The organism is Loktanella sp. SALINAS62 (genome assembly GCF_018263905.1).
GTDB lineage: Bacteria > Pseudomonadota > Alphaproteobacteria > Rhodobacterales > Rhodobacteraceae > Loktanella.
This window is the reverse complement of the sequence record NZ_JAAFZU010000001.1, coordinates 271,376-294,457: the sequence shown is the minus strand read 5'-3', so window position 1 is coordinate 294,457 and position 23,082 is coordinate 271,376. Positions and strand designations below refer to the sequence as shown.

The window sequence follows — 23,082 nt, the reverse complement described above, 5'->3', positions numbered from 1 at the left end:
CTCTCTCAACCGTGACCGACTTGCACCCGGCGATGTGCAGGCGCATCATCGCGTCATGGATGTATTCGATAACCTGTGCGGCAAATTGTTGATTGCCATGCCCGACATGGGCGACCCCCGTTTTGCGGGGGCTATCATCTATTTGTGCGACCATTCCGAAGACGGCGCCATGGGGCTGATCGTGAACAAGCCGATCCCCGATTTACGGCTGTCGGCCCTGCTGGTTCAGATGAAGATCGAAACGGGCGACGCGACCCGCGATATGCGGGTTCACTACGGTGGGCCTGTCGAAAAACAACGTGGTTTCGTGTTGCACGGTGAAGATTATCAATCCGATGGCAACACCGTCGCGGTGGCGGACGGGCTTCACATGACGGCCACGCGCGACGTGCTGGAAGCACTGGCAAAAGGTCGCGGCCCGGAATCGTGCCTGATGGCGCTGGGCTATGCAGGCTGGTCGCCCGGCCAGCTGGAAAACGAGATCGCGCAGAATGGTTGGTTAGTCGGGGATGCCACCCCCCACCTGTTGTTCAGCCGCGCGAACGAGCTGAAATGGACCGGGGCATTGCGTGCCATCGGAATCGACCCGCTGCTGTTGTCGGCAGCGGGCGGGCACGCCTGACGGTCAGGGTGCCGCCAGCGCCCGGACAATGGCCTGGGCGCTGTCTGACGACCAGTCGGCTTCGCCCAGCAAGCGGGCGATTTCCTGCCCCTGTGCATCCACGATAATGGTGGCGGGCAGACCCAGAACGCCAAATGCGCGCGCCATGAACTGATTGGCATCCGTGGCCTTTGGCAGGTTATCAACGCCGATTTCGTCAAAAAAGCGGTCTATGGCGGCGGGATCGTTGCGTCCCGTGGCGATGGTCAGCACGGTCGCATCATCGCCAAGCGCTGTTTGCAGGCTGGACAGATGTGGCATTTCCACCCGGCAGGGTGCGCACCATGTCGCCCAGAAATTGATGACCACGGGCTTGCCCGCATAATCGGCTAGGCTGACGGTCGTGCCATCCGCTGACTGGAATGTCGCATCGGGTGTCGGGTGGGGGCCTGACCACGTCAGTTTGCGCATGTCGCCTGCGACCAGCTCTTGAAGCGCGCTGGTATCGACCGGGTTGGGTTCGGACGCGGTTGGCAGGGCGCCACCCACCAATGCCAGCACTGCGATTGCAAGGCAGGCAGCCCCCGTATAGATCACCGTTGTAGTTTTGAAAGCCAAGGGGCGGGTCCTTTTCGTTATGACCGATCACGCGAACACCATGTGGGGCGGCCGTTTTGCTGCCGGACCAGATGCGATCATGGAGGCAATCAACGCCTCGATAGGCTTTGACCGCCGTTTGGCGCAACAGGACATTGCGGGCAGCCGCGCCCACGCAGCGATGCTGGCCGCAACCGGCATCATCACAAATAGCGATGCCGACGCAATCCGTGAAGGGCTGCTGACGGTCTTGTCAGAAATCGAAGGTGGCGATTTTCCGTTTTCGGCAGCGCTGGAAGACATTCACATGAACGTCGAGGCACGGCTGAAAGAGGTCGTTGGCCCTGCCGCCGGTCGTCTGCACACGGCACGGTCGCGCAACGATCAGGTCGCCGTCGATTTCCGGCTGTGGGTGCGTGACCAATGCGATGCTGCCGATTCGGCGCTGGCCGCCGTGCAAAAGTCACTGCTGGGACAGGCAGAGGCGGGGGCCGACTGGGTCATGCCGGGGTTTACGCATCTTCAGGTGGCGCAACCCGTGACATGGGGGCATCACATGCTGGCCTATGTGGAAATGCTGGGCCGCGACCGGTCCCGTTTTGCCGATGCGCGCCGCCGGATGAATGTCTCGCCCTTGGGTGCGGCTGCGTTGGCGGGCACATCGTTCCCCATTGACCGGCACATGACGGCGCAGGCGCTGGGTTTCGACGGGCCGATGACCAACAGCCTTGATGCCGTGTCCGACCGTGATTTCGCACTGGAATATCTGGCCGCCGCCAGCATCTGCGCGCTGCACCTGTCGCGTCTGGCCGAAGAGCTGGTGATCTGGTCATCCGCACAGTTCCGGTTCGTGCGGATGTCGGACAAGTGGTCCACCGGCAGCAGCATCATGCCGCAGAAGCGGAACCCCGACGCAGCAGAGCTGATCCGCGCCAAGATCGGCCGCATCTTTGGCGCGAATGTCGCGTTGATGACGGTGATGAAGGGACTGCCGCTGACCTATTCCAAGGACATGCAAGAGGATAAGGAACAGGTGTTCGACGCCGCCGACAACCTGATGCTGGCGCTGGCCGCGATGGCTGGCATGGTGGCGGATATGTCGGCCAACCGCGACGCGCTGCGTGCCGCCGCGGCGACGGGATTTTCCACCGCAACCGATCTGGCGGACTGGCTGGTGCGCGAACTGGGCCTGCCGTTCCGCGATGCACACCACATCACGGGATCATTGGTCGCCATGGCAGAGAAACAGGGCTGCGACCTGCCCGACCTGAGCCTTGCACAGATGCAGTCGGTCCATGACGGTATCCGGGCCGATGTTTTCGATGTGCTGGGTGTCGACAATTCGGTCGCGTCGCGGACCAGTTTCGGCGGCACGGCCCCCGTCCGCGTCAGAGAGGCGATTGCGCTGTGGCAAGAACACTTGGGATAATCGCCGCGTTGGCGGTGCTGGCAGGGTGTGGGGTGCAGGGCGACCCTGTGGCAAACGTGGGCGACGTGGCCGCGCGCGACCCCGTGGCACCTGTGGACGCGCCGCCTGTCGTGCTACCGGGGGGTGCGGGCAGTGTCACGCTGGGTCCGGGCGGGCTGCGTCTGGGGGCTGCGGGTATTCCCGGGACGTTGGGACAATAAAGGGGTGAGCGGCATGAAGGATATGACTCCGTTACGTTGGGTCTGGGCGGCCTTGGCTCTCTGGGGTGCGATCCATCCGATGTATTGGTTCGTGACATGGTTCCGGACCGAAGGCTGGTCGCTGGGCCGGATGATCGACGCGTGGTATGTCAACGCGGCAACCACGGGACTGACATGGGATCTGACCATTGCCGCGATCACCCTGACCGTCTGGATCGTGGCAGAGGTCGCAGTGCGCCGGAACTGGGTCGCGCTGCTGGCAATCCCTGCGACATTCTGCATCGGGGTGAGCTGCGGTCTGCCGCTTTATCTGTTTTTGCGCGCGAAACCGATCCGCTGACGTCGTGCGGCGCCTTGGTCCGTGCCGGACCAAGGCGCCCCGCCCGCCGTCCCATTGCACCACGCGCCTGCCATGGTATGAGGACGGCGCATTGCTGGTCGGGGGCTGATTTGGACCATTTCACATATAAAGATGGCGTGTTGCACGCCGAAGACGTGACAATACAGGCCATCGCGGACTGCGTGGGCACGCCGTTCTATGTCTATTCCAGCGCCACCCTGTTGCGGCATTTCAACCTGTTCAACGATGCATTGTCGGGGATGGATCATCTGGTCTGTTTCGCGATGAAATCGCTGTCCAATCAGGCGGTGATCCAGCTGCTGGGCGATGCGGGCGCAGGTATGGATGTGGTGTCCGAAGGCGAATACCGCCGTGCCCGTGCGGCAGGGGTGCCGGGCGACCGCATCGTGTTTTCCGGTGTCGGCAAGACCCGGCACGAAATGCGGGTCGCGCTAGAAGGCGGCATCCGGCAGTTCAACGTCGAATCCGAACCCGAAATGGATGCCCTGTCAGAGGTTGCGGCGGGGCTTGGCCTGCGCGCGCCGATCACGATTCGCGTGAACCCCGACGTCGACGCAAAGACCCATGCCAAGATCGCCACCGGCAAATCTGAAAACAAGTTCGGCATTCCCATTGACCGGGCGCGTGCGGTCTATGCCCATGCGGCGACGTTATCCGGGGTGGATGTGATCGGGATCGACGTGCACATCGGTAGCCAGCTTACGGATCTGGAACCGTTCCGTGCCGCCTACGCCAAGGTGGCGGACCTGACCGTGCAACTGCGCGCGGACGGTCACGATATCCGGCGGCTGGATCTGGGCGGCGGACTGGGCATTCCCTATAGCCTTGGCAATGCAAATCCGCCTTTGCCCAGCGACTACGGCCAGTTGATCCGTGACACGGTCGGCCATCTGGGGTGCGAGATCGAGATCGAACCGGGTCGGCTGATTTCCGGCAACGCGGGCCTGCTGGTCAGTGAAGTGATCTATGTCAAACAAGGGGCCGACCGGCAGTTCCTGATCATTGATGCGGGGATGAATGATCTGATCCGCCCGGCCATGTATGACGCCCACCACGATATCGTGCCGGTGATCGAACAGCCCACGGGCGCGGACCGCGCGACATACGACGTGGTCGGTCCGATCTGCGAAAGCGGCGACACCTTTGCCAAGGGGCGGCAGATGGCACAGGTCGGTCCCGGCGATCTGGTCGCATTCCGGTCTGCTGGTGCCTATGGCGCGGTGATGAGCAGCGAATATAACTCTCGCCCGATGATTCCAGAGGTGCTGGTGCAGCGCGATCAATTTGCGGTTATTCGGCCGCGTCCTACCTTTGATGAAATGATTGCGCGCGATACAGTCCCAGCATGGTTGTGACGTGCGCGACCTGACACGTCCGAAGGAGAAGGCTGCTGAGCCGTTCACATGACGACCTGCCGCATCTGAACCGACCTGTTGCGCTGACGCGCGCGGGGCTTCTGGCCGAACGCGCGACACGCGCCTTCTGGCCCTTGTGGAGCGTGGCTTTCGTCATTCTTGCGCCGTTGATGTTTGGCTGGCACGACAGCCTGACACTGGAAGCGTTTTGGGGGCTGTCGGCACTGGCGCTGCTGGCGTTGGCTGTGGCGCTGGTCTGGGGGCTTCGGCTGTTCCGCTGGCCCACCCGATCAGAGGCCGTTGACCGTCTGGATGCCAGTCTGCCGGGGCGACCAATCGCCGCAGTGCAGGATAAGCAGGCCATCGGCACCGGCGATCCCGCGTCCGAAGCGGTCTGGACGGCCCATGTGGCGCGGATGCGACGCGCGTCCGAAAATGCCCGCGCGGTACAGCCCGACCTGCGGGTCAGCGACCGCGATCCGTACGGTCTGCGGTTCATTGCGCTGCTGTTTTTTGTCTGCGCGCTGTTGTTCGGGTCGGTCCTGCGGGTCGGGTCTGTGACGGACATCGCCCAAGGCGGTAATCAGACGCTGGCCACCGGTCCCGTCTGGGAAGGCTGGGTCACCCCCCCCGCCTATACCGGGAAACCGACGCTGTATCTTAATGATATCCCGCCGGGGCCGCTGACAGTGCCAGTCGGGTCCGAAATAGCGCTGCGGCTGTACGGTGAAGTCGGCGCCTTGACCGTCGATGAAACCGTGTCCGCCCGCACGCAGGATATCGCACCGGCGTCCGATACCGAACAAAGTTTCGACGTCGCGCAATCAGGGCGGCTGGCGATCAGCGGCGAGCGTGGCGCGGAATGGGCGATCACGGCGCAGGCCGATGATCCGCCGTCGGTTCGGTTTGACGGCGAAATCGATTCCGACGCGATGGGCGAATTGCAGCAGCCCTTTGCGGCGGCTGACGATTACGGTGTGGAAACCGGCTTTGCGACCATTGCGCTGGACATCGATGCGGTCGACCGCCGCTATGGTCTGGCGACTGCGCCCGATCCTGTCGATCCGCTGGTGATCGACCTGCCGATGCCGTTTGGCGGTGACCGTGCCGATTTCGAAGAGTTGCTGATCGAAAATCTGTCCGAACATCCGCTGGCGAACCTGCCCGTGACGGTGACGCTGACCGTGACCGATGCCGCAGGACAGGATGGCACCAGTGACGCTGAATCCCTGACTTTGCCCGGGCGGCGGTTCTTTCAGCCGGTCGCACGGGCCGTCATCGAACAGCGCCGGGATCTGATGTGGGCCAACGCCAATGGTCCACGCGTGGCCCGTGTGCTGCGGTCGATCAGCTATACCCCCGAAGATCTGTTTACCAACCAGACAACCTATTTGCGGCTGCGGCAGATCATCCGGCGGTTGGAAACCTTTAATACCTTTGGCCTGACCGAAGAGAACGAGGCCGAACTGGCGACCGCGTTGTGGGAACTGGCCGTCCAACTGGAGGATGGCACGCTGGCCGATGCCCGCGAACGGCTGCGTCGCGCGCAGGAACGGCTGGAAGAGGCGATGCGCAATGGGGCCAGCGATGAAGAAATCGCGGAACTGATGAACGAGCTACGCGAAGCGACCCGCGACTACATGCAGATGCTGGCCGATCAGATGGAGCCGGGCGACGATGGCACCGACCAGCCCGATATGGCCGAAAATACCCAAGAGATGTCGCAGGATCAGCTGCAGGCGATGATGGACCGCATCGAAGAGCTGATGCAGGAAGGCCGGATGGCCGAAGCGCAGGCGCTGATGGAACAGCTGAACCAGATGCTGGAAAACATGCGGATCACCCAAGGTGACGGGCAGGGGGACGGGCCGCGCACGCCGGGCCAACAATCCATGCAGGATCTGGCCGATACGCTGCGCGAACAGCAGGAATTATCGGACGACGCATTCCGCGACATGCAGGATCAGAACCAGCCGGGCCAGCAGGGACAACAAGGTCAACAGGGGCAAGGTCAGCAATCCGGACAGCAACCCGGCGAGGGCCAGCAGCCCGGCGAAGGACAGGGGCAGGCCCAAAACCAGCAGGGCCAGAACCCGCAAGGCCAGAACCCGCAGGGTGAAGGCGGTCAGGGCGGCGAAAGCCTTGCCCAGCGTCAACAAGGCTTGCGGGACGAATTGAACCGTCAGCGGGGCCAACTGCCGGGTCTGCCGGGCGAGGCAGGCGAACAGGCGGCGCGCCAGCTTGACCGTGCCGAAGGTGCGATGGACGGGGCCGAACAGGCGCTGCGCGAGGGTGATCTGGGACAGGCCATCGACCAGCAGGCAGAGGCGCTGGACGCCCTGCGTGGCGGGATGCAGGCCTTGGGTGAAGCGCTGGCCCAGAACGAACAGAACGAACCCGGACAGGGGCAGGCGCAAGGTGAAAATACCGATCGCGTGCAGCCGTCTCGCCGTGATCCGCTGGGCCGCCAGTTGGGAAATTCGGGGCAATACGGCACGGACGAAAACATGTTGCAGGGCGAAGATACCAACCGGCGTGCCGAAGAATTGCTGCAGGAACTACGCCGCCGGTCGGGGGAACAGGACCGGCCCCTGGTCGAACGCGATTACCTGAACCGTCTTCTGGACAGGTTTTAGGACGAACTGTTCAGGGCGCGGGCCAAGGCCTGCGCCTGTGCGTCCAGCCAGATCCGCCCGTCGTTCACGGTATCCACATATTCGACCATGACCCCGTCCAGCGCGGGTACGGCGGCAACGATGGGATCGGCAAACACATAGACCAGCACCGCGACCAAAATCAGACCCATCATGCCGACGAACCCGGTACGGCCGCTTTTGCGGTCCTTTGCGGCCTGTTCGGTCGGCAATGGGTCCAGCGGGTCACGGTCCGCATCGGACCGCAGCGTTGAATTGATTTCCTCGATATCGGGGAAAAGGTCGCTGCGTTGCGCGGGTGGGATCTGCGCCCGTGCCGCCCCCTTGAGCCGGGCCAGCCTGTTCTGGCCTTCGTCGGTCGTGGGGCGCGGGGCCGGGGGCACGGCATCTGCGCGGGGGACATCGTCCAGCCCCAGATCGCCCTGTTCGACAAACGGATCGTCGGCGGCCTCGGCCTTGCGCGCGGCTTCTTCGCGCGCGGCTTCTTCGCGCAGGATTTCAGCGATGGACGCTTCCAGCGGGCGGCGCTGTCCCGGTGGCGGCGGGCCTGGCGCGTCTTCTGTCAGCCTGTTGTCGGATTCCGGGTCGTCATCTGCGTCCTGCGCATCACCTGCGTCCTGCGCGTCCTGTGTGGCAAATGGATCGTCCATCGGTGCCGCATCAGGTTCACGTTCCACCGGCGGTGGTACGTCGGACGTGCTGTGCGGGTCTTCGGCGGTGGCAGATGGCGTTTCGCGGGATTCAAACCACGTGTGAGCGCAATTGGAACACTGCACGTCGCGCCCGTCCTGAGGGATCACATCGGCATCCACCTCGTAGGTGGCGCCGCAATTCGGGCAGATCAGTCTGATCGTTGCCATAACGTGTCCTTCGCGGGATTGCCGTCTTTGCGCCACAATATTCTGAAGCAATAATTAACGTCACCTGCGATAAAGCCAAGAGGACCGGGCCGTCATGCCCCTTTGCATTGTAACCTGTTGCAAATTTGGGCAAAACGAATCTACCGAACAGGGGCAGGAGGTCCGCATGATCGAGCTGGACAACGTTGCATACAGCTACGGCGGGGATTCCCTGTTCGCGGACCTGTCGCTGCAGTTGCAACCGGGGTCATTCCAGTTCCTGACCGGACCGTCCGGGGCTGGCAAAACCACGCTGCTGAAATTGTGCTATGGCGATTTGCTGGCCACATCCGGCAGCGTCACACTGTTCGGCAAGGACGCGGCCACCCTGACGCGCGACGATGTCGCGATGACCCGTCGCCGGATCGGTGTCGTGCATCAGGATTGTCAGTTTCTGGATCACCTGCCGTTGACCGAAAACGTCGCACTGCCGCTTCAGGTGTCCGGTCGCACCCACGAGGCAGAAGGCAACCTGACGGATCTGCTGGCCTGGGTCGGGCTGTCGCGGCAGGCTGACCAGACGCCGCCGCAACTGTCAGGCGGCGAACGCCAGCGGGCGGCGCTGGCGCGCGCTGTGATCACGTCACCGGATGTCATCATCGCGGATGAACCCACCGGCAACGTGGATTGGGAAATGTCGCAGCGCCTGCTGACCTTGTTGATCGAACTGAACCGCATGGGCAAGACGGTGCTGATTGCGACCCATGACCTGAACCTGATCCGATTTGCCAAATCGCAGGTCGTTGCCAATGTCCTGCGGATCAAGGGCGGCCGTATGGAAACGGGGGTCACGCTGTGAAGGACCGTTTTGTGCAGCTTTGGGCGCTGTTGCAGGGTGATCGTCACGCCGACCGGGCCGTGCCGCCGACCGGTTTCACGGCGCGGCTGACAGTGTTCACCGCAGGCGCGATGGCGTTTCTGGCGGTGTTTGCGCTGGCCTTGTCGGTGGCGACGGGGCGACTGGCTGATCGGTGGGCGGCGGAACTGGCGCAGACTTCGACCTTGCGCATTTCGGCCCCGGTGGGAGAGGTGGACGCGCAGGTCACGGCTGCCCTGCGGGTGCTGGAAACGACGCCGGGCGTGGGGTCTGCCCGGTCACTGACCGAAGAAGAGGAGCGCGCGCTACTGGAACCGTGGTTCGGCCCCGATCTGCCGGTTGACAGTCTGCGCCTGCCACAACTGATAGAGATCGTGGAAACAGGTGACGGCTATGACGCGTCCGGCCTGCGCGCGCGGTTGCAAGCCGAAGTGCCGGGGGCGGTGCTGGATGACCATACACGCTGGCGCGCGCCGCTGATCGATGCCGCGACCCGGCTGCGCACATTGGGATGGATCGCGCTGCTGCTGATCGGCGGTGCGGTTGCCGCAATGATCACGCTGGCCGCGCAATCGGCCCTGTCTGCCAACGCGCAGGTCATCCGCGTGATGCGGCTGGTCGGTGCGCGGGATGCCTATATCGCGCGTGCCTTTGTGCGGCGGTTTACACTGCGTGCGGGCGCGGGCGCGCTGATCGGCACGGCGCTGGGTCTGCTGGCCGTGGCACTGATGCCCGATGGCGATACGGGCGGTTTTCTGACCGGGCTTGGTTTTAGCGGCACAGGCTGGCTGCTGCCCCTGTTGATCCCGCCACTGGCTGCGGCGGTCGCCTTTTTCGCCACACGGGCCGCAGCACTGCGTACATTGAGGTCACAGGCATGACGTATACGATCCAATGGATACGGTCCCTGCTGTTCAGCATGACCATGTATGTCATGATGCTGGTCTTTGGGATTGTGTTTCTACCCTACGCATTGATTCACCCGAACGGTGCGCGTCACACCTGCCGGATGTATGCGCGATCGGTCATGTGGCTGGCGGGATGGATGATCGGGTTGCGGTTCGAATTTCGCGGCACGCCGCCGACCTTTGGCTGTATGGTGGCGGCCAAACACCAAAGCTTTATGGATGTGATGGCGATCTATCAGGTCATGCCGCGTCCGCGGTTCATCATGAAACGCCTGTTGCTGTGGGCGCCCGTGCTGGGCCTGTTTGCCTATCGCGCGGGTTGCATCCCGGTGGATCGTGGCAAGAAGGGCCAGGCGATCAAGGATATGCTGGCGCGTGTCCAGTCGGGCGATCAGGAACCGGGCCAACTGTGCATTTATCCCCAAGGCACGCGTGTCGCACCGGATGCGGTCGCGCCCTATAAAAAAGGCACAGCAGCGCTTTATGTCCAGTTGAACCAGCCGTGTGTTCCTGTGGCGACAAATGTCGGTGTGTTCTGGCCCAAGCGCGGGATATACCGCAAGCCCGGCACGGCGGTCTTTGAATTCCTGCCTGCCCTGCCGCCCGGCCTGCTGCTGCGGCAATTCATGCAGCAAATTGAATACGACATCGAACTGCATTCCAACCTGCTTGCGCGCGAAGCGGGGCTGATGATTCCCGAACGCCCGAACCCCCTGCCAAAATCCGAAGGTCCGCCGGTATGAAACCGATCACCGATCCTGCCGCGTTGCAGGCGCTTTACGCAGCGCCGTCACCCCGGTCGCTGACCAAGGTGCAACCGCATCTGACCCCGGCCTATCGTCGCTGGATCGATGCGTCACGCTTTGTCATCGTCTCGACCGTCGGGCCAGAAGGCACGGACAGTTCGCCGCGTGGCGACGCAGGGCCGGTGGTGCGGATCGCGGACGACCGGACCGTGATGTTGCCCGACTGGATGGGTAATAACCGGCTGGATACGCTGCACAACATCATCCGCGACCCGCGCGTCAGCCTGCTGTTCATGGTGCCCGGCAGCGATAACGTCGTACGGATCAACGGGCGGGCCATTGTGACCGCCGATACGGCCATCTGTGCGGCGTTCGCGCAGGCCGGCAAGCAGCCCCGCAGCGTGATCGTGACCACCGCGACAGAGGTCTATTTTCAGTGCGCCAAAGCGATCATGCGGTCGCACCTTTGGTCGGGCCGGGACGATAGCGCGGATCTGCCCACGGCCGGTGAACTGCTGCAAGAGGTCGAGGCTGATTTCGACGCCGACACCTATGATGTGACCTATCCCGCACAGGCCCGGGACCGGATGTGGTAACGGCGATCCGCTGGCTGAAATCTGCGCTGCACCCCCACGCCCTGACACTGGACGACGATTGCATTGCGGCGGCGTCCGATCCTGCGGCGTTGACGCTGGCCGTGGCCGGACTGCGTTTGCCGGGGTTCATCCACCATCTGCGGGTGGTGCTGCCTGCGGGAATGGACATATCCCCGTTCAGCGCCTGTGGTTTCCGCCCAGTGCGGCAGACCCGGCTGGTAGCGCTTGATCCCGTTGGCTTTGCCGCAACACTGCCGGACTTGCCGGCGGGATGGTCCGCGCACTGGCGGCGCCCGGTCGATGGGGCCGATTGGCCGGGGTGGTATGCCGCGCATTGGGATCACTATGCCCGCATGCACCGCAGCAATCCGCCCCGCGATCCCGGCCCACAGGGCCGCGCGCTGGTCTTTGGTGGCGACGATTTGCAAGAGTCGCTGTTCGTGACTGACGCCAAGGGTGCGCTGGCTGGTTTCGGCAGTTTGCGAACCGGGCAGGAACTTGGCTGGCTGGACAGCACCGATTACCGGTCGCAGCAGGTTCCGGCGATCCTTGGCGCAGTTTTGCGGCGTGCGGCCGCCAGCGGCTGGACCAGCGCCACGTGTGAGGTCGATGACGACCACCGGGCATTGTGGGATTGCCTGCGCGACGCGCCGGATGGGGCGCGCTACGTCACGCTGCAACGGGCCACGTGATCAGGCCGCAAGACCCTTTTTGCCCAGATCAAGATACTTTTTGCGCCGTCCCGCCATAATCTTGTCGGGGCTAACCCCGTCAAATGTTTTCAGCAGATCGATGATCGCATCGCCCACGGCGCGTAGCGTCGTCGTCGGATCGCGGTGCGCGCCGCCCTGCGGTTCGGGGATGATCCGGTCACAGACACCCAGTTCGTGCAGGTTCTGTGCGGTCAGGCGCAGGGCTGCGGCGGCTTCTTGCGTTTTGCCCGCGTCTTTCCACAGGATCGATGCACAGCCTTCGGGGCTGATGACGGAATAGATCGAATGTTGCAGCATCGCGACCTTGTCGGCGGTGGCAAAGGCGACGGCCCCGCCTGATCCGCCTTCACCGATGACCACTGAAATCAGCGGCACCTTCAGGTCAAGGCAGGCTTCTGTTGACCGCGCGATGGCTTCGGACTGGCCGCGTTCTTCGGCCCCTTTGCCGGGATATGCGCCGGGGGTGTCGACCAGCGTGATGACGGGCAGGCCGAACCGGTCGGCCATTTTCATCAGGCGGATTGCCTTGCGATAGCCTTCGGGGCGGGCCATGCCGAAATTGTGGGCGATGCGCGTTTTGGTGTCATGGCCTTTTTCATGGCCGATCACCATGACCGGGCGTCCGTCAAGACGGGCCAAACCGCCCATGACGGCATGATCGTCGGCAAAATTGCGGTCACCCGCCAGCGGTGTGAATTCGTCGAACAGCGCGTCGATATAGTCGCGGCAATGGGGCCGTTCGGGGTGACGTGCGACCAGACATTTGCGCCAGGGCGTCAGGTCCGCATAAAGCTGGCGCAACAGGTCGCTTGCCTTGTGATCCAGTGCGGCGGCTTCTTTTTCGATATCCATTTCTTCGTTGTCGCGCGCCATGGCGCGCAATTCTTCCGCTTTGCCTTCGATTTCGGCCAGCGGTTTTTCGAATTCAAGATATTGGGTCATCGCACACCTTTACTGGAATTGAACCCGATATAGGCGCGCGTTGACCCCAATTGCAATGCTGCGGACGCGTCAGCGTCCTGCGATCATCTCTGACTGCTTCACAATCACCTCTGCCTGCTTGATCGAGGCAATATCGACCAGCCGTCCCTTGTAGACGGTGGCGCCTTCGCCCTTGGCTTTGGCGTCTTCCATCGCGGCAAGAATCTCGCGTGCTTCGGCCACGGCCGCGTCTGACGGGGTGAACACTTCGTTTGCCAATGCGATCTGGCGGGGATGGATCGCCCATTTACCGACCATGCCGAGCGTAGCGCTGCGGCGGGCCTGCGCGCGATAACCGTCGTCGTCGCTGAAATCGCCAAAGGGACCGTCGACCGGCAGGATCCCGTGGGTCCGGCAGGCGGCGACGATGGCGGTCTGTGCCCAATGCCACGGGTCGGAATAGTGCCGCGCGCCGTCGTGCAGCATATAGTAATTGTCCTGTGTCCCGCCGATGCCTGTCGTCTGCATCCCCATGCTGGCTGCATAATCGGCGGCCCCCAGCGACATGGCCTGCATCCGGGGGCTGCTGGCGGCGATGGCGTTGACGTTCACCAGACCGGCGGCGGATTCGATGATGACCTCGAACCCGATTTTCTTGGTGCGGCCCTTGGCGGCCTCGATCGCGGTCACCAGCGCATCGACGGCATAGACATCTGCGGCGTTGCCGACCTTGGGTATCATGATGATGTCCAGCCGGTCGGACGCCTGTTCCAGCAGGTCCACCACGTCACGATACCAAAACGGCGTATCCAGCGAATTGATCCGCACCGACAAAGTCTTGTTGCCCCAGTCATGCGCGCCGATGGCGTCGATCACATTGGCGCGGGCGGTGTCCTTGTCGGTGGGCGATACGCTGTCTTCAAGGTCAAGGTTGATAACATCCGCATCCGACGCGGCCATTTTTGCGAACAGTTTCGTGTTCGATCCGGGGCCGAACAGCTGGCAGCGGTTGGGGCGGGCAGGGGGCGTCGGTTGCAGGCGGAATGACATATGCGGGACACTTTGTTTCGTTTGAACATGTGGCCCGCATAGAATGTTACGCGCGGGTGCGCAAGTTTCTTTCGCACCCGCAGCAATTACCGGCGTCAGACGCCAGCGTCGACTATCGCCTGGGCCAGCAGCGGCACGGTGTCCGCGTTCAGGCCGGCGATGTTCATCCGGCTGTCACCCACCATGTAGATGCCATTTTCGCGGCGCATGGTTTCGACGGCGTCGGGCGATGCACCGATCCGGCTGAACATGCCGCGATGCCGTGCCACGAAATCGAACCGGTCGTCACTGGCGCGCTGGCGTAATTCGTCCGCCAGCTGCTGGCGCAGGTCCAGCATGGTGTTGCGGGTGTCTTCCAGTTCCGATTCCCAATCCGCGCGCAAGGCGGGATCGGTCAGAATCGTCGTAACGACCCGTGCGCCGTGATCGGGAGGGAACGAATAATTCTGGCGGTTCAGAAAGTTCAGGTTCGCCTGTGTCAGTTTCGCTTCGTCCGCGTCGCGGGCGATCCCCATCAGGATGCCGGTGCGTTCGCGGTAAACGCCGAAGTTCTTTGAACAACTGGCGGCGATCAGCACGTTGTCAAAGGCAGCCGCGACCTTGCGCGTGGCTTGGGCGTCCTGTTCCAGACCGTCGCCAAATCCCTGATACGCGATATCGACCAGTGGCACGGCACCGCGCGCCTGCACCGTTGCGATGATTTGGTCCCATTGGTCCGCTGTCGGGTTGGCACCTGTCGGGTTGTGGCAGCAGCCGTGCAGCAAAACCACGTCACCCTGCGCCACGCCTTGCAGGTCTGCGATCAGTCCATCGAAATCGACGCCGCGCGTCGCATCGTCGAAATAGCGGTATTCCTGCATTTTCATGCCAAGGAATTTGATGATCGACGGATGGTTCGGCCACGTCGGGTTCGACAGCCAGACCGTGGCGTCGGGGCTTGCGATACGGATCAATTCCAGTGCTTGCCGGATGGCACCTGTGCCGCCCGGGGTAGCAATGGCGGCGATGCGGTCACGCTGAATGGTGTCGGACAGCACCAGATCGATCATCGCGTCCGCAAAGGCCGGATCGCCTGCAAGGCCGGTATAGGCTTTGGTCGTCTGTTCCGCGACGAGACGGCGTTCCGCCTCTTTGACGGCGCGCATCACGGGGGTGTTGCCGCTGGCGTCCTTGTAGACCCCGACACCCAGATCGACCTTGGTGTCGCGCGGGTCTTCGCGGTAGGCGGCCATAAGCGACAGGATCTTGTCGGCGGGTTGCGCGTTCAGTGTTTCGAACATCTGGGGGGTCCTTCAGGTGGCAGAGCCGGTGGCGATGGGCATGTCCGGATACATGCCCCATTCGGACCATGACCCGTCGTATAGCGCGTGGTCGGTCTTTCCGATCCGTTCCAGTGCAAGGTTAATGATGGCGGCGGTGACGCCCGATCCGCAGGTCGTAATGACCGGCTTGGTCAGGTCCGCGCCCGCATCGGCAAAGACCTGTTGCAGGGCGGGGGCGTCTTTCATCGTGCCATCCTCGCGCAGCAGCGCGCCATAGGGCACGTTGCGCGATCCGGGGATGTGACCTGCGCGCAGTCCGGCGCGGGGTTCTGCGACCTCGCCGGCAAAGCGGGGCGCGCTGCGCGCATCAAGGATCGTGTGGTCGCCCAGTTTGGCCGCACGGGCGACCTGTGTGACGTCCTTGACCATCTGGTTCTGGCGGCTGACTGTCATGTGCCGGTCACGGATCACGGGGGGCATGTCTTCGACGGGGCCACCAGCGGCGATCCACGCAGGCAGGCCACCGTCCAGCACCGCCACGTCGCGCTTGCCCATCAGGCGAAACAGCCACCAGACACGGGCGGCGGAAAATATTCCGGTGCTGTCATAGACAACAACCTGATGCCCGTCGCCCACACCCATCGCGCGCAGGCGGGACATGAATTTTTCCACCTCTGGCACCATGTGGGGCAATTCGGACCGCGCGTCAGAGATGTCGTCGATGTCGAAAAACCGCGCGCCGGGAATGTGCCCGGCTGCAAATTCCGCGCGTGCGTCGCGCCCAGCGTCCGGCATGTGCCAGCTTGCATCCAGCACGCGCATATCGGGGTCGCGCAGATGCGCGCGCAGCCAGTCGGCGCTGACAAGTGTGCGGGGGTCGTCGGCTTGGGACATCGGCCAATCCTTTGCGCCTGAAATCGCAAGTGCAGCTACCGCAGGATGGGCTGTCAGGCAAGCGGCTTAGGTGTCGTGCCGCAACAGACGCTGCTTTTGGCGCGCCCAGTCCCGCTTTGCATCGGTTGCGCGCTTGTCGTGGTTCTTCTTGCCCTTGGCTGTCGCGATCTTCAGCTTTACCAGCCCGCGGTCGTTGAAATACATCACCAGCGGCACCAGCGTCATGCCTTCGCGCTTCGTCGCATTCCACAGGCGGGCCAGTTCGCGGCGGTTGACCAGCAGTTTACGTTTGCGCCGTGCTTCATGGCCGAACATCGCCTGTTCATAGGGCGCGATATAGGCGTTGGTCAGCCACAACTCTCCATCATCGACAGAGGCGTAGCTGTCCGCGATATTGGATTGTCCGGTCCGCAGCGATTTGACCTCGGACCCGTGCAGGATGATCCCGACTTCCAGATCGTCCTCGATCGCGAAATCATAGCGCGCGCGCCGGTTTTCCGCGATCACCTTGTAGTTCTTGTTTTCGGGTTTCTTGGCCATGCCGACCAGATAGGCCGTCGCGGCAGGCAGGGCAAGGCTGGCGGGCCGATCCGCGATGCGCCAGACTGACGACCAAAGGGAGATGCCATGGCGGTGACGGTTCTGGACAATGCCCATGCGCGCCGCGTGTTTCTGGACCGGCACGGGCTGGGCCGGACACAGGCGGCGACGGCCAAAGGCGTGATCGACGATCTGGGTTTCGTGCAAGTCGACAGCGTCAATACCTTTGCCCGGGCGCACGACATGATCCTGTGGTCGCGCCACGCGGGCTGGCGTCCGCCCGTCATGGACAGGTTGATGGCGCGGGATCGCGCGGTGTTCGAACACTGGACCCATGATGCGTCTGTCATCCCGATGGAGCTGTGGCCGTTGTGGCGCCTGCGCTGCGCGCGCGATGCGGCCCGGCTGGAAAGCCGATGGGAACGCCAGCGCCCGGCCGGTTTCGGGCAAGAGGTCGATACCGTGTTGCGCCAGATCGCGGATCACGGTGCCTGCACGTCCGGCGATGTGGGCGCCGGAGAGGTGCGGGGCGGCGGTGGCTGGTGGAACTGGCATCCCAGCAAGACGGCGCTGGAATACCTGTGGCGCAGCGGTCGGGTGGCGGTGGCGCGCCGTCGCGGGTTTCGCAAGATCTATGATCTGACCGAACGGGTAATCCCCGGCGCGGTGCGTGATGTGCATCTGCCCGACGATCAGATCATTGACCGCCTGTGTCATATGGCGCTGGACCGGCTGGGGTTCGCCACCAGCGGCGAGATCGCGGCGTTCTGGGCCATCGTCACCCCGGCAGAGGCGCGGGACTGGTGTGCGGAGGCCTTGGCTGACGGGCATGCTGTTGCTGTCGATGTGACCGGATACGACGGAAAGCAGCGGCGCTGTCTTGCGCGGCCCGACGTGCCTGACAGCGCGCCAGAGGTGACGGGTCAGGTGCGCCTGCTGTCGCCGTTCGACCCCGCGCTGCGCGACCGCAAGCGGGCGGAATGGCTGTTCGGTTTTCGCTACCGGATCGAGATTTTCGTGCCCGAAGCGCAGCGCCGCTATGGCTACTATGTATTTCCGGTCTGGGAAGGGGATCGCGCCATCGGGCGGATCGACATGGCGCGGCAGGGCGATGTGCTGCAGGTCCGCGCCTATTGGCCGGAACCGGGCGTGGCGATGGGCAAGAGGCGGCTGGCCCGGCTGGATGCGGCGCTGAATCGGGCGGCGCGGTTCGGGGACTGCGCGCAGGTGGGTTTCGCGCCGGACTGGCTGCGCGCGGCCGGGTGACGCTGTCCGCGGGCACGCCCGCGAAGGCGCCCCACCCACCCGCAAACCACAGACAGCCTAGTTCAGCAGGCCCGCATGGCGCATGGCTGCGCGCATCTTGTCTTTGGTGTCGTCGGTCAGCCCGACGAGCGGGGACCGCACCTCATCCGCACACAGGCCCAGTTCGGACATGCCGAATTTCGCGCCGACCAGTCCCGGCTCGGTAAAAATCGCCTCGTGCAGGGGCATCAGGCGGTCGGTGATCTGCAACGCGGTGGCGAAATCACCTGCGAGCGTCGCTTCTTGCATCTGGGCGCACAGGGCCGGGGCCACGTTGGCGGTGACGGAAATACAGCCCACGCCGCCGTGCGCGTTGAACCCAAGGGCAGTCGCGTCTTCGCCGGACAATTGGCAGAAATCGGGGCCGGCGGTCATGCGGGTTTTCGGCACCCGCGACAGATCGCCGGTGGCGTCCTTGACACCCGCGATCATGGGATGTTGCGACAGGGCCGCCATTGTGGCGACAGACATGTCGACGGCGGACCGACCGGGGATATTGTAGATGATGATCGGCAAGCCGCAATCGGCGGCGGCAGTGAAATGCGCAATCAGCCCCGCCTGTGTGGGCTTGTTGTAATAGGGTGTGACGACCAATGCGGCATCCGCACCCGATTCCTTGGCCGCACGGACCAGCCGTACGGTTTCGGCTGTGTTGTTCGACCCGGCCCCGGCGATGACGGGAATGCGGCCCGCCGTTTGATCCACGACGATGCGCACGACGGAATCATGTTCGTCGTGGGTCAGCGTAGGGCTTTCACCCGTTGTGCCGACCGGGACCAACCCGTGTGTGCCCTGTTCGACGTGCCAATCGACCAGTTTGCGCAGGGTATCCACGTCCACCTTGCCATCACGGAACGGGGTGACGAGCGCGACAAAGGAACCTTTGAACATGGGGCGGAGTCCTGCTGCTGGAGGCCGGGCGTGTGCGTCGGCGAAATCGCGCGGACACTAGCCGGGATCGCCGCCAATGCCAAGAATGTGCGTTGCCTGTCGTGGCCATGGCCCCCAATGTAGTCGCGTTCCATTCTGTTCCGTGCCCAAGGTGCCCTGATGCTCACGAAGACCCCGCGACATGTTTTCGCCGCCTGTGTCCTCATCCTGCCTGCGATGCTGTCTGCCCAGACGGTAACCGACAGCGACATCGAAGCGGTGAGGCTGGCCAACGACCGCACCTATGCCCCGGCCTATGTCGCGGCGGGGCGTAACGATGCGGCCATCACCGATCTGGTGACATGGCAAAAGCTGCGGTTCGGTGATGCTGAATTTTCGGAATACGTGGCCTTTGCTGCCAAACGTCCGGATTGGCCCGGTGACGACGTGCTGCGCGCGGCGGGCGAACAGAACATCCCGCAGGGAGCTGATCCCGCGCAAGTGATCGACTGGTTCGGTGATCGCGCGCCGCGCACCGGCAAGGGGGCGGTGCGGCTGGCGCAGGCGTTGATCGCAACGGGTGAAGCGGCCCGCGCGCGTGACATCGTCCGCACAGGCTGGACAGAGCTAAGCCTGTCGGAACAGGATCAATCGCTGATGCTGGCGACCTTTGGCGAAGATATTGCTGATCTGCACAGGACACGCGTCGACAACCTGCTGTGGGCCTGGCGCACGTCAGAGGCAGAGCGGATGCGCCCGCTGCTGGACGAAAGCCAGCAACTGTTGCTGACCGCCCGCGTGCGGCTGATTACGGATGCTGGCGGCGTCGATGCGGCGCTGGACGCCGTGCCAGAGCCGCTGTGCGACACGCCGGGGCTGATGTATGACCGTTACAACTGGGCCGCTGACAAGGGCCGCCGCGATCAGGCGGTCGAATTGTTGCTGGCGCAATCCACCAGTGCTGAAGCCTTGGGAAATCCGTTCCGCTGGTCGGGGTGGCGCAGGACGCTGGCACGGTCGGAAATGCGGACCGGCGATGCGGAACGCGCATATCGCATCGCGTCGCGGCATTTCATGACTGCTGATGACGGTTACAATTATTCCGATCTGGAATGGCTGTCTGGCTATCTGGCGCTGACCTATCTGGACGATGCCGAACTGGCGCTGCAACATTTCAATACCTTCGCCGATGCGGTCAGTTCCCCGATCAGCGATGGCCGTGCGGGGTACTGGCAGGGCCGCGCACTGGAATCGCTGGGGCGCACGGAAGAAGCGAACGCCGCCTTTACCCGCGCCGGGGTGAACCAGACCAGCTTTTACGGATTGCTGGCGGCCGACCGTATGGACATGCAGCTTGATCCTGCCCTGATCGGGGCGGACGAAGGGCTGGACTGGCAGACATCCGACATCATCGAAGAAGACCGCGTGCGCGTCGCCATCGCCCTGCTAGAGGCTCGCCAACGCAGCAAGGCCATCGCGTTCGTCAACGATCTGGGTGAAACGCTTGCTGCCGACGATATCGCGCGGCTGGGACGGGCATTTGCTGCGCGTGACGAAACCTATCTGACGGTTCTGCTGGGCAAAGCTGCGGCAGCGCGTGGTGTCGTGGTGCCTTCGGCCTATTTTCCGCTGCATCCGGTGGCCGACATGGATCTGCCGGTGCCTGCCGATCTGACGCTTGCCATCGCCCGGCGGGAATCGGAATTCTATATCCGCGCGGGCAGCCCGGTAGGCGCGCAAGGTCTGATGCAGTTGATGCCCGCCACCGCACAAGAGGTCAGTGGCCAGTTGGGCCTGACTTATGCCAAATCGAAACTGACGGCGGATTGGCGCTATAACGCCGAACTGGGGGCGGCTTATCTGGCAGGCCTGCGCGAACGGTTTGGTGATTCACCTATTCAGGTGGCGGCAGGTTACAACGCGGGGCCAAGCCGTCCGGCGAACTGGATGAACGAACGCGGCGATCCCCGCACCGGAGAAGTGGATATCGTCGACTGGATCGAACACATTCCGTTCCGCGAAACCCGCAACTATGTGCAACGTGTCAGTGAATCGCTGCCAGTCTACCGCGCCCGCCTGACCGGTGTCACCGCAGAGATCGATTTTCTGGCGATGATCACCGGCAGCACGGCGGCGGTGCGCCCGACGTTGCGGCCCGATGGATCGCTGGAACAACCGGTCCCCCAAATGGTGGTCGCAGCACCGCGTCCAGAGGTGCGTCCCAACGCCGAACTGGTGCAGGCCCGCGTCGCCACATCGACAGCGCCCGAAGACGTGGCAAACCGCATCATCATTCCCGAAGGCAGCGCGCCGGAAACAACGCTACGACCGATCCCGCGTCCTTAATAGGCCGTGCTATCGTTGTTGGCCGCGCCGCGCAGGGCGGCGACCGGGCAGGTCATCGTCCAGTGCAGTCCTGTGGGGTCGAAATCGCGGGTGACGGTGCCGTCAAGCGTGGCGGCCGTCATCTTTTGCAAAACAGAACTGCCGAATCCCACATACGACGGTGCGACGACCGCCGGGCCGTCGATTTCCCGCCATTCGAACGTCAGCATGTCGGCTGCAATGGTCCAAGTGATCGACAGTCGCCCCTCTGGCACCGATAGCGCGCCGTATTTGGTCGCATTGGTCGCCAGTTCATGCAGCATCAGGCCCATCGACTGAAGCGCGCTGTTCTGCAGACCCAGATCAGGCCCGTCGATGGTGACTTGTGCGCCGATGATGTCGATGAAGGGGCTCAGTTGTTCGCGCACCAGATCGCGCAATTGCGCGCCGCCTTCCATCTGTTTCATCAACAGGTTCTGGTTCTGGCCAAGCGCGCGCATCCGCGCATTGAAGCGCGGCAGGAATTCGTCGGGTTCTGTTGTGCGGGCGGTCAACCGTGCCAGACTTTGCACGATGGTCAGCACGTTTTTCAGCCGATGGTTCATTTCGCCCATCATGGCGATGATGTGATCCTCGTGGCTTTTGATGTCGGTGATGTCCATGACCGCAACCAGCCCGCTGACGGGGTGCGGTTCGCTGGCGCTGTCGGTATCGAACTGCACCTGTTTGCGCGCCCGCAGCCAGCGCCACGATCCATCCGGGGTTCGCACACGGTGCACCAGATCGACGATGTCGGGTAGGCCGTGGGTCAGCAGCGTGTCGATCTGGTGTTGGGTTTGCCCGATGTCATCGGGATGAAACCGCGCGTGAAGCGTGGGGCGGGGCACGGGCGTATGGGCGGGCAGGTCAAACAATGCGGCTGCGCGATCATCCAGCGTGATCGTGTCGTTGACGTAATCGATTGATCCAAGGCCCAGACCCGCGACCTTGATCCCAAGCCCCAGAAGCGCGGCTGTCATTTCGGGTGAAGATGCGCCGATCAACGCGGACGATTGAGACATAAATATATCAAATGCTTAAAGTCTGGATGCGCCGACACTTAAGACGAGGGCCGGAGTGTGACAAGCCTAGCTACATCATGTCACGATAAAGCGATTTTAGCGAAGCGCGGTTTTACCCTTGCGGCTGCGGATCAGGGTAAAGACGCCCGCCGCCACGACAATGATGGCCCCAAGTGCGACGTTCCATTCCAGCGTTTCATTAAAGATCAGCAGGCCAATGGCGCTTGCGAAGACCAGTTGCAGATAGGCAAAGGGCTGCACGGCACCTGCCTCTGCGATCTCGTAGGTTTTGATCAGCAGCCAGTGCCCCGTCACGCCCGTCACACACAGCACCGCCATGATTGCCCAGTCCGGGCCAGTCATCGGTTCCCAGAACCAGATGCCTGCCAGCGTCGATGCCACTGCACCCGCCACCCCGGTCCAGAAAAAGCTGGTGGCCGCGGTATCCAGTTTTGCAACGTGCCGCGTCAGCAGACCATATAGTGCGAACATCACGGCGGCGATCAATGGGACAATGGCGGCGGGTGCAAAGACATTTATCCCCGGTTCAAGGATGATCAGCACGCCGACGAACCCGATGCCGATGGCGATCCAGCGCCGTGGGCCTACGCCTTCGCCCAGCACTGGTCCGGACAGCGCCGCGATCAGCAGCGGATAGCAGGCAAAGACAGCGTGGCTTTCGACCAGCCCCAACAGCACAAAGCCCAAGACCATCACCATGATCTCTGTCGCCAGCAGCAGCCCGCGCAAAATCTGGATCAGCGGTTGCCGCGTGCGGGCTGCAGCCCGGATCGAGCCGGTGCGCAGCCGTGCGATGGCAATGACAAAGGCCGCAAAAAACCAGTAGCGGACCATGACGACCATCATCACGTTGTAATCCGTCGCCAGATGTCGTGACAGCCCATCCTGGACCGCAAAGATAAAGGTCGTCAGCGTCATCAGGCCGATGCCTGCCCGTGTGTTCGCGGATTGCATCGG

General features: G+C 63.2%; 23 protein-coding genes. 13 read left to right on the top strand and 10 right to left on the bottom strand.

What is annotated here, in order from left to right; translation table 11 throughout:
* Positions 1-55 precede the first annotated feature (55 nt).
* On the top strand, positions 56-622 hold the full coding sequence (locus GZH79_RS01415; protein WP_211641348.1) for a YqgE/AlgH family protein: 567 nt from the start codon (positions 56-58) through the stop codon (positions 620-622).
* A 3-nt stretch (positions 623-625) separates the two neighbouring features.
* Here GZH79_RS01415 and GZH79_RS01410 read toward each other — a convergent pair whose 3' ends face one another.
* On the bottom strand, positions 626-1,219 hold the full coding sequence (locus GZH79_RS01410; protein ID WP_249218910.1) for a TlpA disulfide reductase family protein: 594 nt from the start codon (positions 1,217-1,219) through the stop codon (positions 626-628).
* A gap of 19 nt (positions 1,220-1,238) precedes the next feature.
* Between GZH79_RS01410 and argH the strand changes: the two genes are divergently transcribed.
* From argH to GZH79_RS01385, 5 genes are all read left to right on the top strand, one after another.
* Entirely contained in the window at positions 1,239-2,627 is a 1,389-nt protein-coding gene (argH, locus tag GZH79_RS01405) for an argininosuccinate lyase (protein WP_211641347.1), read from the top strand.
* Complete coding sequence (locus tag GZH79_RS01400; RefSeq protein WP_211641346.1) at positions 2,606-2,827, top strand: hypothetical protein; 222 nt, start codon at positions 2,606-2,608, stop codon at positions 2,825-2,827. Before argH ends, GZH79_RS01400 begins: the two co-directional genes overlap by 22 nt.
* Before the next feature lie 22 nt (positions 2,828-2,849).
* Positions 2,850-3,167, top strand: coding sequence for a DUF2834 domain-containing protein (locus GZH79_RS01395; RefSeq protein ID WP_211641570.1), 318 nt, complete (start codon positions 2,850-2,852; stop codon positions 3,165-3,167).
* Positions 3,168-3,277: 110 nt separating this feature from the next.
* Positions 3,278-4,543: a diaminopimelate decarboxylase gene (gene lysA / locus GZH79_RS01390; protein ID WP_211641345.1), complete on the top strand. Its 1,266-nt coding sequence runs from the start codon at positions 3,278-3,280 to the stop codon at positions 4,541-4,543.
* Positions 4,544-4,599: 56 nt separating this feature from the next.
* Positions 4,600-7,179, top strand: a complete 2,580-nt coding sequence (locus tag GZH79_RS01385) for a TIGR02302 family protein (protein WP_211641569.1) — start codon at positions 4,600-4,602, stop codon at positions 7,177-7,179.
* Here GZH79_RS01385 and GZH79_RS01380 read toward each other — a convergent pair.
* Positions 7,176-8,057: a zinc-ribbon domain-containing protein gene (locus tag GZH79_RS01380; RefSeq protein WP_211641344.1), complete on the bottom strand. Its 882-nt coding sequence runs from the start codon at positions 8,055-8,057 to the stop codon at positions 7,176-7,178. The two genes, GZH79_RS01385 and GZH79_RS01380, sit on opposite strands and share 4 nt — an antisense overlap.
* Positions 8,058-8,223: 166 nt before the next feature.
* Between GZH79_RS01380 and GZH79_RS01375 the strand changes: the two genes are divergently transcribed.
* Genes GZH79_RS01375 through GZH79_RS01355 form a run of 5 tightly spaced genes read left to right on the top strand, consistent with a single transcriptional unit; the run spans position 8,224 to position 11,855 of the window.
* Positions 8,224-8,895, top strand: coding sequence for an ATP-binding cassette domain-containing protein (locus tag GZH79_RS01375; RefSeq protein ID WP_211641343.1), 672 nt, complete (start codon positions 8,224-8,226; stop codon positions 8,893-8,895).
* On the top strand, positions 8,892-9,794 hold the full coding sequence (locus GZH79_RS01370; protein WP_211641342.1) for an FtsX-like permease family protein: 903 nt from the start codon (positions 8,892-8,894) through the stop codon (positions 9,792-9,794). The genes GZH79_RS01375 and GZH79_RS01370 overlap by 4 nt, the downstream gene beginning before the upstream one ends.
* Positions 9,791-10,564, top strand: coding sequence for a lysophospholipid acyltransferase family protein (locus GZH79_RS01365; RefSeq protein WP_211641341.1), 774 nt, complete (start codon positions 9,791-9,793; stop codon positions 10,562-10,564). Before GZH79_RS01370 ends, GZH79_RS01365 begins: the two co-directional genes overlap by 4 nt.
* Positions 10,561-11,163, top strand: coding sequence for a pyridoxamine 5'-phosphate oxidase family protein (locus tag GZH79_RS01360; protein ID WP_211641340.1), 603 nt, complete (start codon positions 10,561-10,563; stop codon positions 11,161-11,163). Before GZH79_RS01365 ends, GZH79_RS01360 begins: the two co-directional genes overlap by 4 nt.
* Entirely contained in the window at positions 11,157-11,855 is a 699-nt protein-coding gene (locus GZH79_RS01355) for a hypothetical protein (RefSeq protein WP_211641339.1), read from the top strand. Before GZH79_RS01360 ends, GZH79_RS01355 begins: the two co-directional genes overlap by 7 nt.
* Here the strand turns inward: GZH79_RS01355 and GZH79_RS01350 are convergent, their stop codons facing one another.
* From GZH79_RS01350 to smpB, 5 genes are all read right to left on the bottom strand, one after another.
* Positions 11,856-12,818: an acetyl-CoA carboxylase carboxyltransferase subunit alpha gene (locus GZH79_RS01350; RefSeq protein WP_211641338.1), complete on the bottom strand. Its 963-nt coding sequence runs from the start codon at positions 12,816-12,818 to the stop codon at positions 11,856-11,858.
* Between the two features lie 69 nt (positions 12,819-12,887).
* Entirely contained in the window at positions 12,888-13,847 is a 960-nt protein-coding gene (locus GZH79_RS01345) for an L-malyl-CoA/beta-methylmalyl-CoA lyase (protein WP_211641337.1), read from the bottom strand.
* A 95-nt stretch (positions 13,848-13,942) separates the two neighbouring features.
* Entirely contained in the window at positions 13,943-15,127 is a 1,185-nt protein-coding gene (locus GZH79_RS01340) for an amino acid aminotransferase (RefSeq protein WP_211641336.1), read from the bottom strand.
* Between the two features lie 12 nt (positions 15,128-15,139).
* The gene (sseA, locus tag GZH79_RS01335) at positions 15,140-16,003 is read right to left on the bottom strand and encodes a 3-mercaptopyruvate sulfurtransferase (protein ID WP_211641335.1); all 864 of its coding nucleotides are present in this window, start codon (positions 16,001-16,003) and stop codon (positions 15,140-15,142) included.
* 66 nt (positions 16,004-16,069) lie between these two features.
* Entirely contained in the window at positions 16,070-16,543 is a 474-nt protein-coding gene (gene smpB, locus GZH79_RS01330; RefSeq protein WP_211641568.1) for an SsrA-binding protein SmpB, read from the bottom strand.
* 87 nt (positions 16,544-16,630) lie between these two features.
* Between smpB and GZH79_RS01325 the strand changes: the two genes are divergently transcribed.
* Positions 16,631-17,809, top strand: a complete 1,179-nt coding sequence (locus GZH79_RS01325) for a crosslink repair DNA glycosylase YcaQ family protein (RefSeq protein ID WP_211641334.1) — start codon at positions 16,631-16,633, stop codon at positions 17,807-17,809.
* 57 nt (positions 17,810-17,866) lie between these two features.
* Here GZH79_RS01325 and dapA read toward each other — a convergent pair whose 3' ends face one another.
* Entirely contained in the window at positions 17,867-18,739 is an 873-nt protein-coding gene (dapA, locus tag GZH79_RS01320; protein WP_211641333.1) for a 4-hydroxy-tetrahydrodipicolinate synthase, read from the bottom strand.
* A 159-nt stretch (positions 18,740-18,898) separates the two neighbouring features.
* Here dapA and GZH79_RS01315 point away from each other — a divergent pair, with 159 nt between their 5' ends.
* Entirely contained in the window at positions 18,899-21,064 is a 2,166-nt protein-coding gene (locus GZH79_RS01315; protein ID WP_211641332.1) for a lytic transglycosylase domain-containing protein, read from the top strand.
* Here the strand turns inward: GZH79_RS01315 and GZH79_RS01310 are convergent.
* The gene (locus GZH79_RS01310) at positions 21,061-22,104 is read right to left on the bottom strand and encodes an HWE histidine kinase domain-containing protein (protein ID WP_211641331.1); all 1,044 of its coding nucleotides are present in this window, start codon (positions 22,102-22,104) and stop codon (positions 21,061-21,063) included. The genes GZH79_RS01315 and GZH79_RS01310 overlap by 4 nt on opposite strands.
* Positions 22,105-22,200: 96 nt before the next feature.
* Entirely contained in the window at positions 22,201-23,079 is an 879-nt protein-coding gene (locus GZH79_RS01305; RefSeq protein WP_211641330.1) for a DMT family transporter, read from the bottom strand.
* Between the last annotated feature and the right edge of the window lie 3 nt (positions 23,080-23,082).

Bases quoted from the DNA above. Each gene is read 5' to 3' on its own strand.
- GZH79_RS01365 (WP_211641341.1), top strand. From the start codon at position 9,791: ATGACGTATACGATCCAATGGATACGGTCCCTGCTGTTCAGCATGACC.
- GZH79_RS01305 (WP_211641330.1), bottom strand. From the start codon at position 23,079: ATGCAATCCGCGAACACACGGGCAGGCATCGGCCTGATGACGCTGACG.
- sseA (WP_211641335.1), bottom strand. From the start codon at position 16,003: ATGTCCCAAGCCGACGACCCCCGCACACTTGTCAGCGCCGACTGGCTG.
- GZH79_RS01350 (WP_211641338.1), bottom strand. From the start codon at position 12,818: ATGACCCAATATCTTGAATTCGAAAAACCGCTGGCCGAAATCGAAGGC.
- GZH79_RS01315 (WP_211641332.1), top strand. From the start codon at position 18,899: ATGCTCACGAAGACCCCGCGACATGTTTTCGCCGCCTGTGTCCTCATC.
- GZH79_RS01395 (WP_211641570.1), top strand. From the start codon at position 2,850: ATGACTCCGTTACGTTGGGTCTGGGCGGCCTTGGCTCTCTGGGGTGCG.
- GZH79_RS01325 (WP_211641334.1), top strand. From the start codon at position 16,631: ATGGCGGTGACGGTTCTGGACAATGCCCATGCGCGCCGCGTGTTTCTG.
- GZH79_RS01340 (WP_211641336.1), bottom strand. From the start codon at position 15,127: ATGTTCGAAACACTGAACGCGCAACCCGCCGACAAGATCCTGTCGCTT.
- smpB (WP_211641568.1), bottom strand. From the start codon at position 16,543: ATGGCCAAGAAACCCGAAAACAAGAACTACAAGGTGATCGCGGAAAAC.
- dapA (WP_211641333.1), bottom strand. From the start codon at position 18,739: ATGTTCAAAGGTTCCTTTGTCGCGCTCGTCACCCCGTTCCGTGATGGC.
- argH (WP_211641347.1), top strand. From the start codon at position 1,239: ATGACCGATCACGCGAACACCATGTGGGGCGGCCGTTTTGCTGCCGGA.
- GZH79_RS01375 (WP_211641343.1), top strand. From the start codon at position 8,224: ATGATCGAGCTGGACAACGTTGCATACAGCTACGGCGGGGATTCCCTG.
- GZH79_RS01380 (WP_211641344.1), bottom strand. From the start codon at position 8,057: ATGGCAACGATCAGACTGATCTGCCCGAATTGCGGCGCCACCTACGAG.
- GZH79_RS01310 (WP_211641331.1), bottom strand. From the start codon at position 22,104: ATGTCTCAATCGTCCGCGTTGATCGGCGCATCTTCACCCGAAATGACA.
- GZH79_RS01360 (WP_211641340.1), top strand. From the start codon at position 10,561: ATGAAACCGATCACCGATCCTGCCGCGTTGCAGGCGCTTTACGCAGCG.
- GZH79_RS01415 (WP_211641348.1), top strand. From the start codon at position 56: ATGGATGTATTCGATAACCTGTGCGGCAAATTGTTGATTGCCATGCCC.
- GZH79_RS01345 (WP_211641337.1), bottom strand. From the start codon at position 13,847: ATGTCATTCCGCCTGCAACCGACGCCCCCTGCCCGCCCCAACCGCTGC.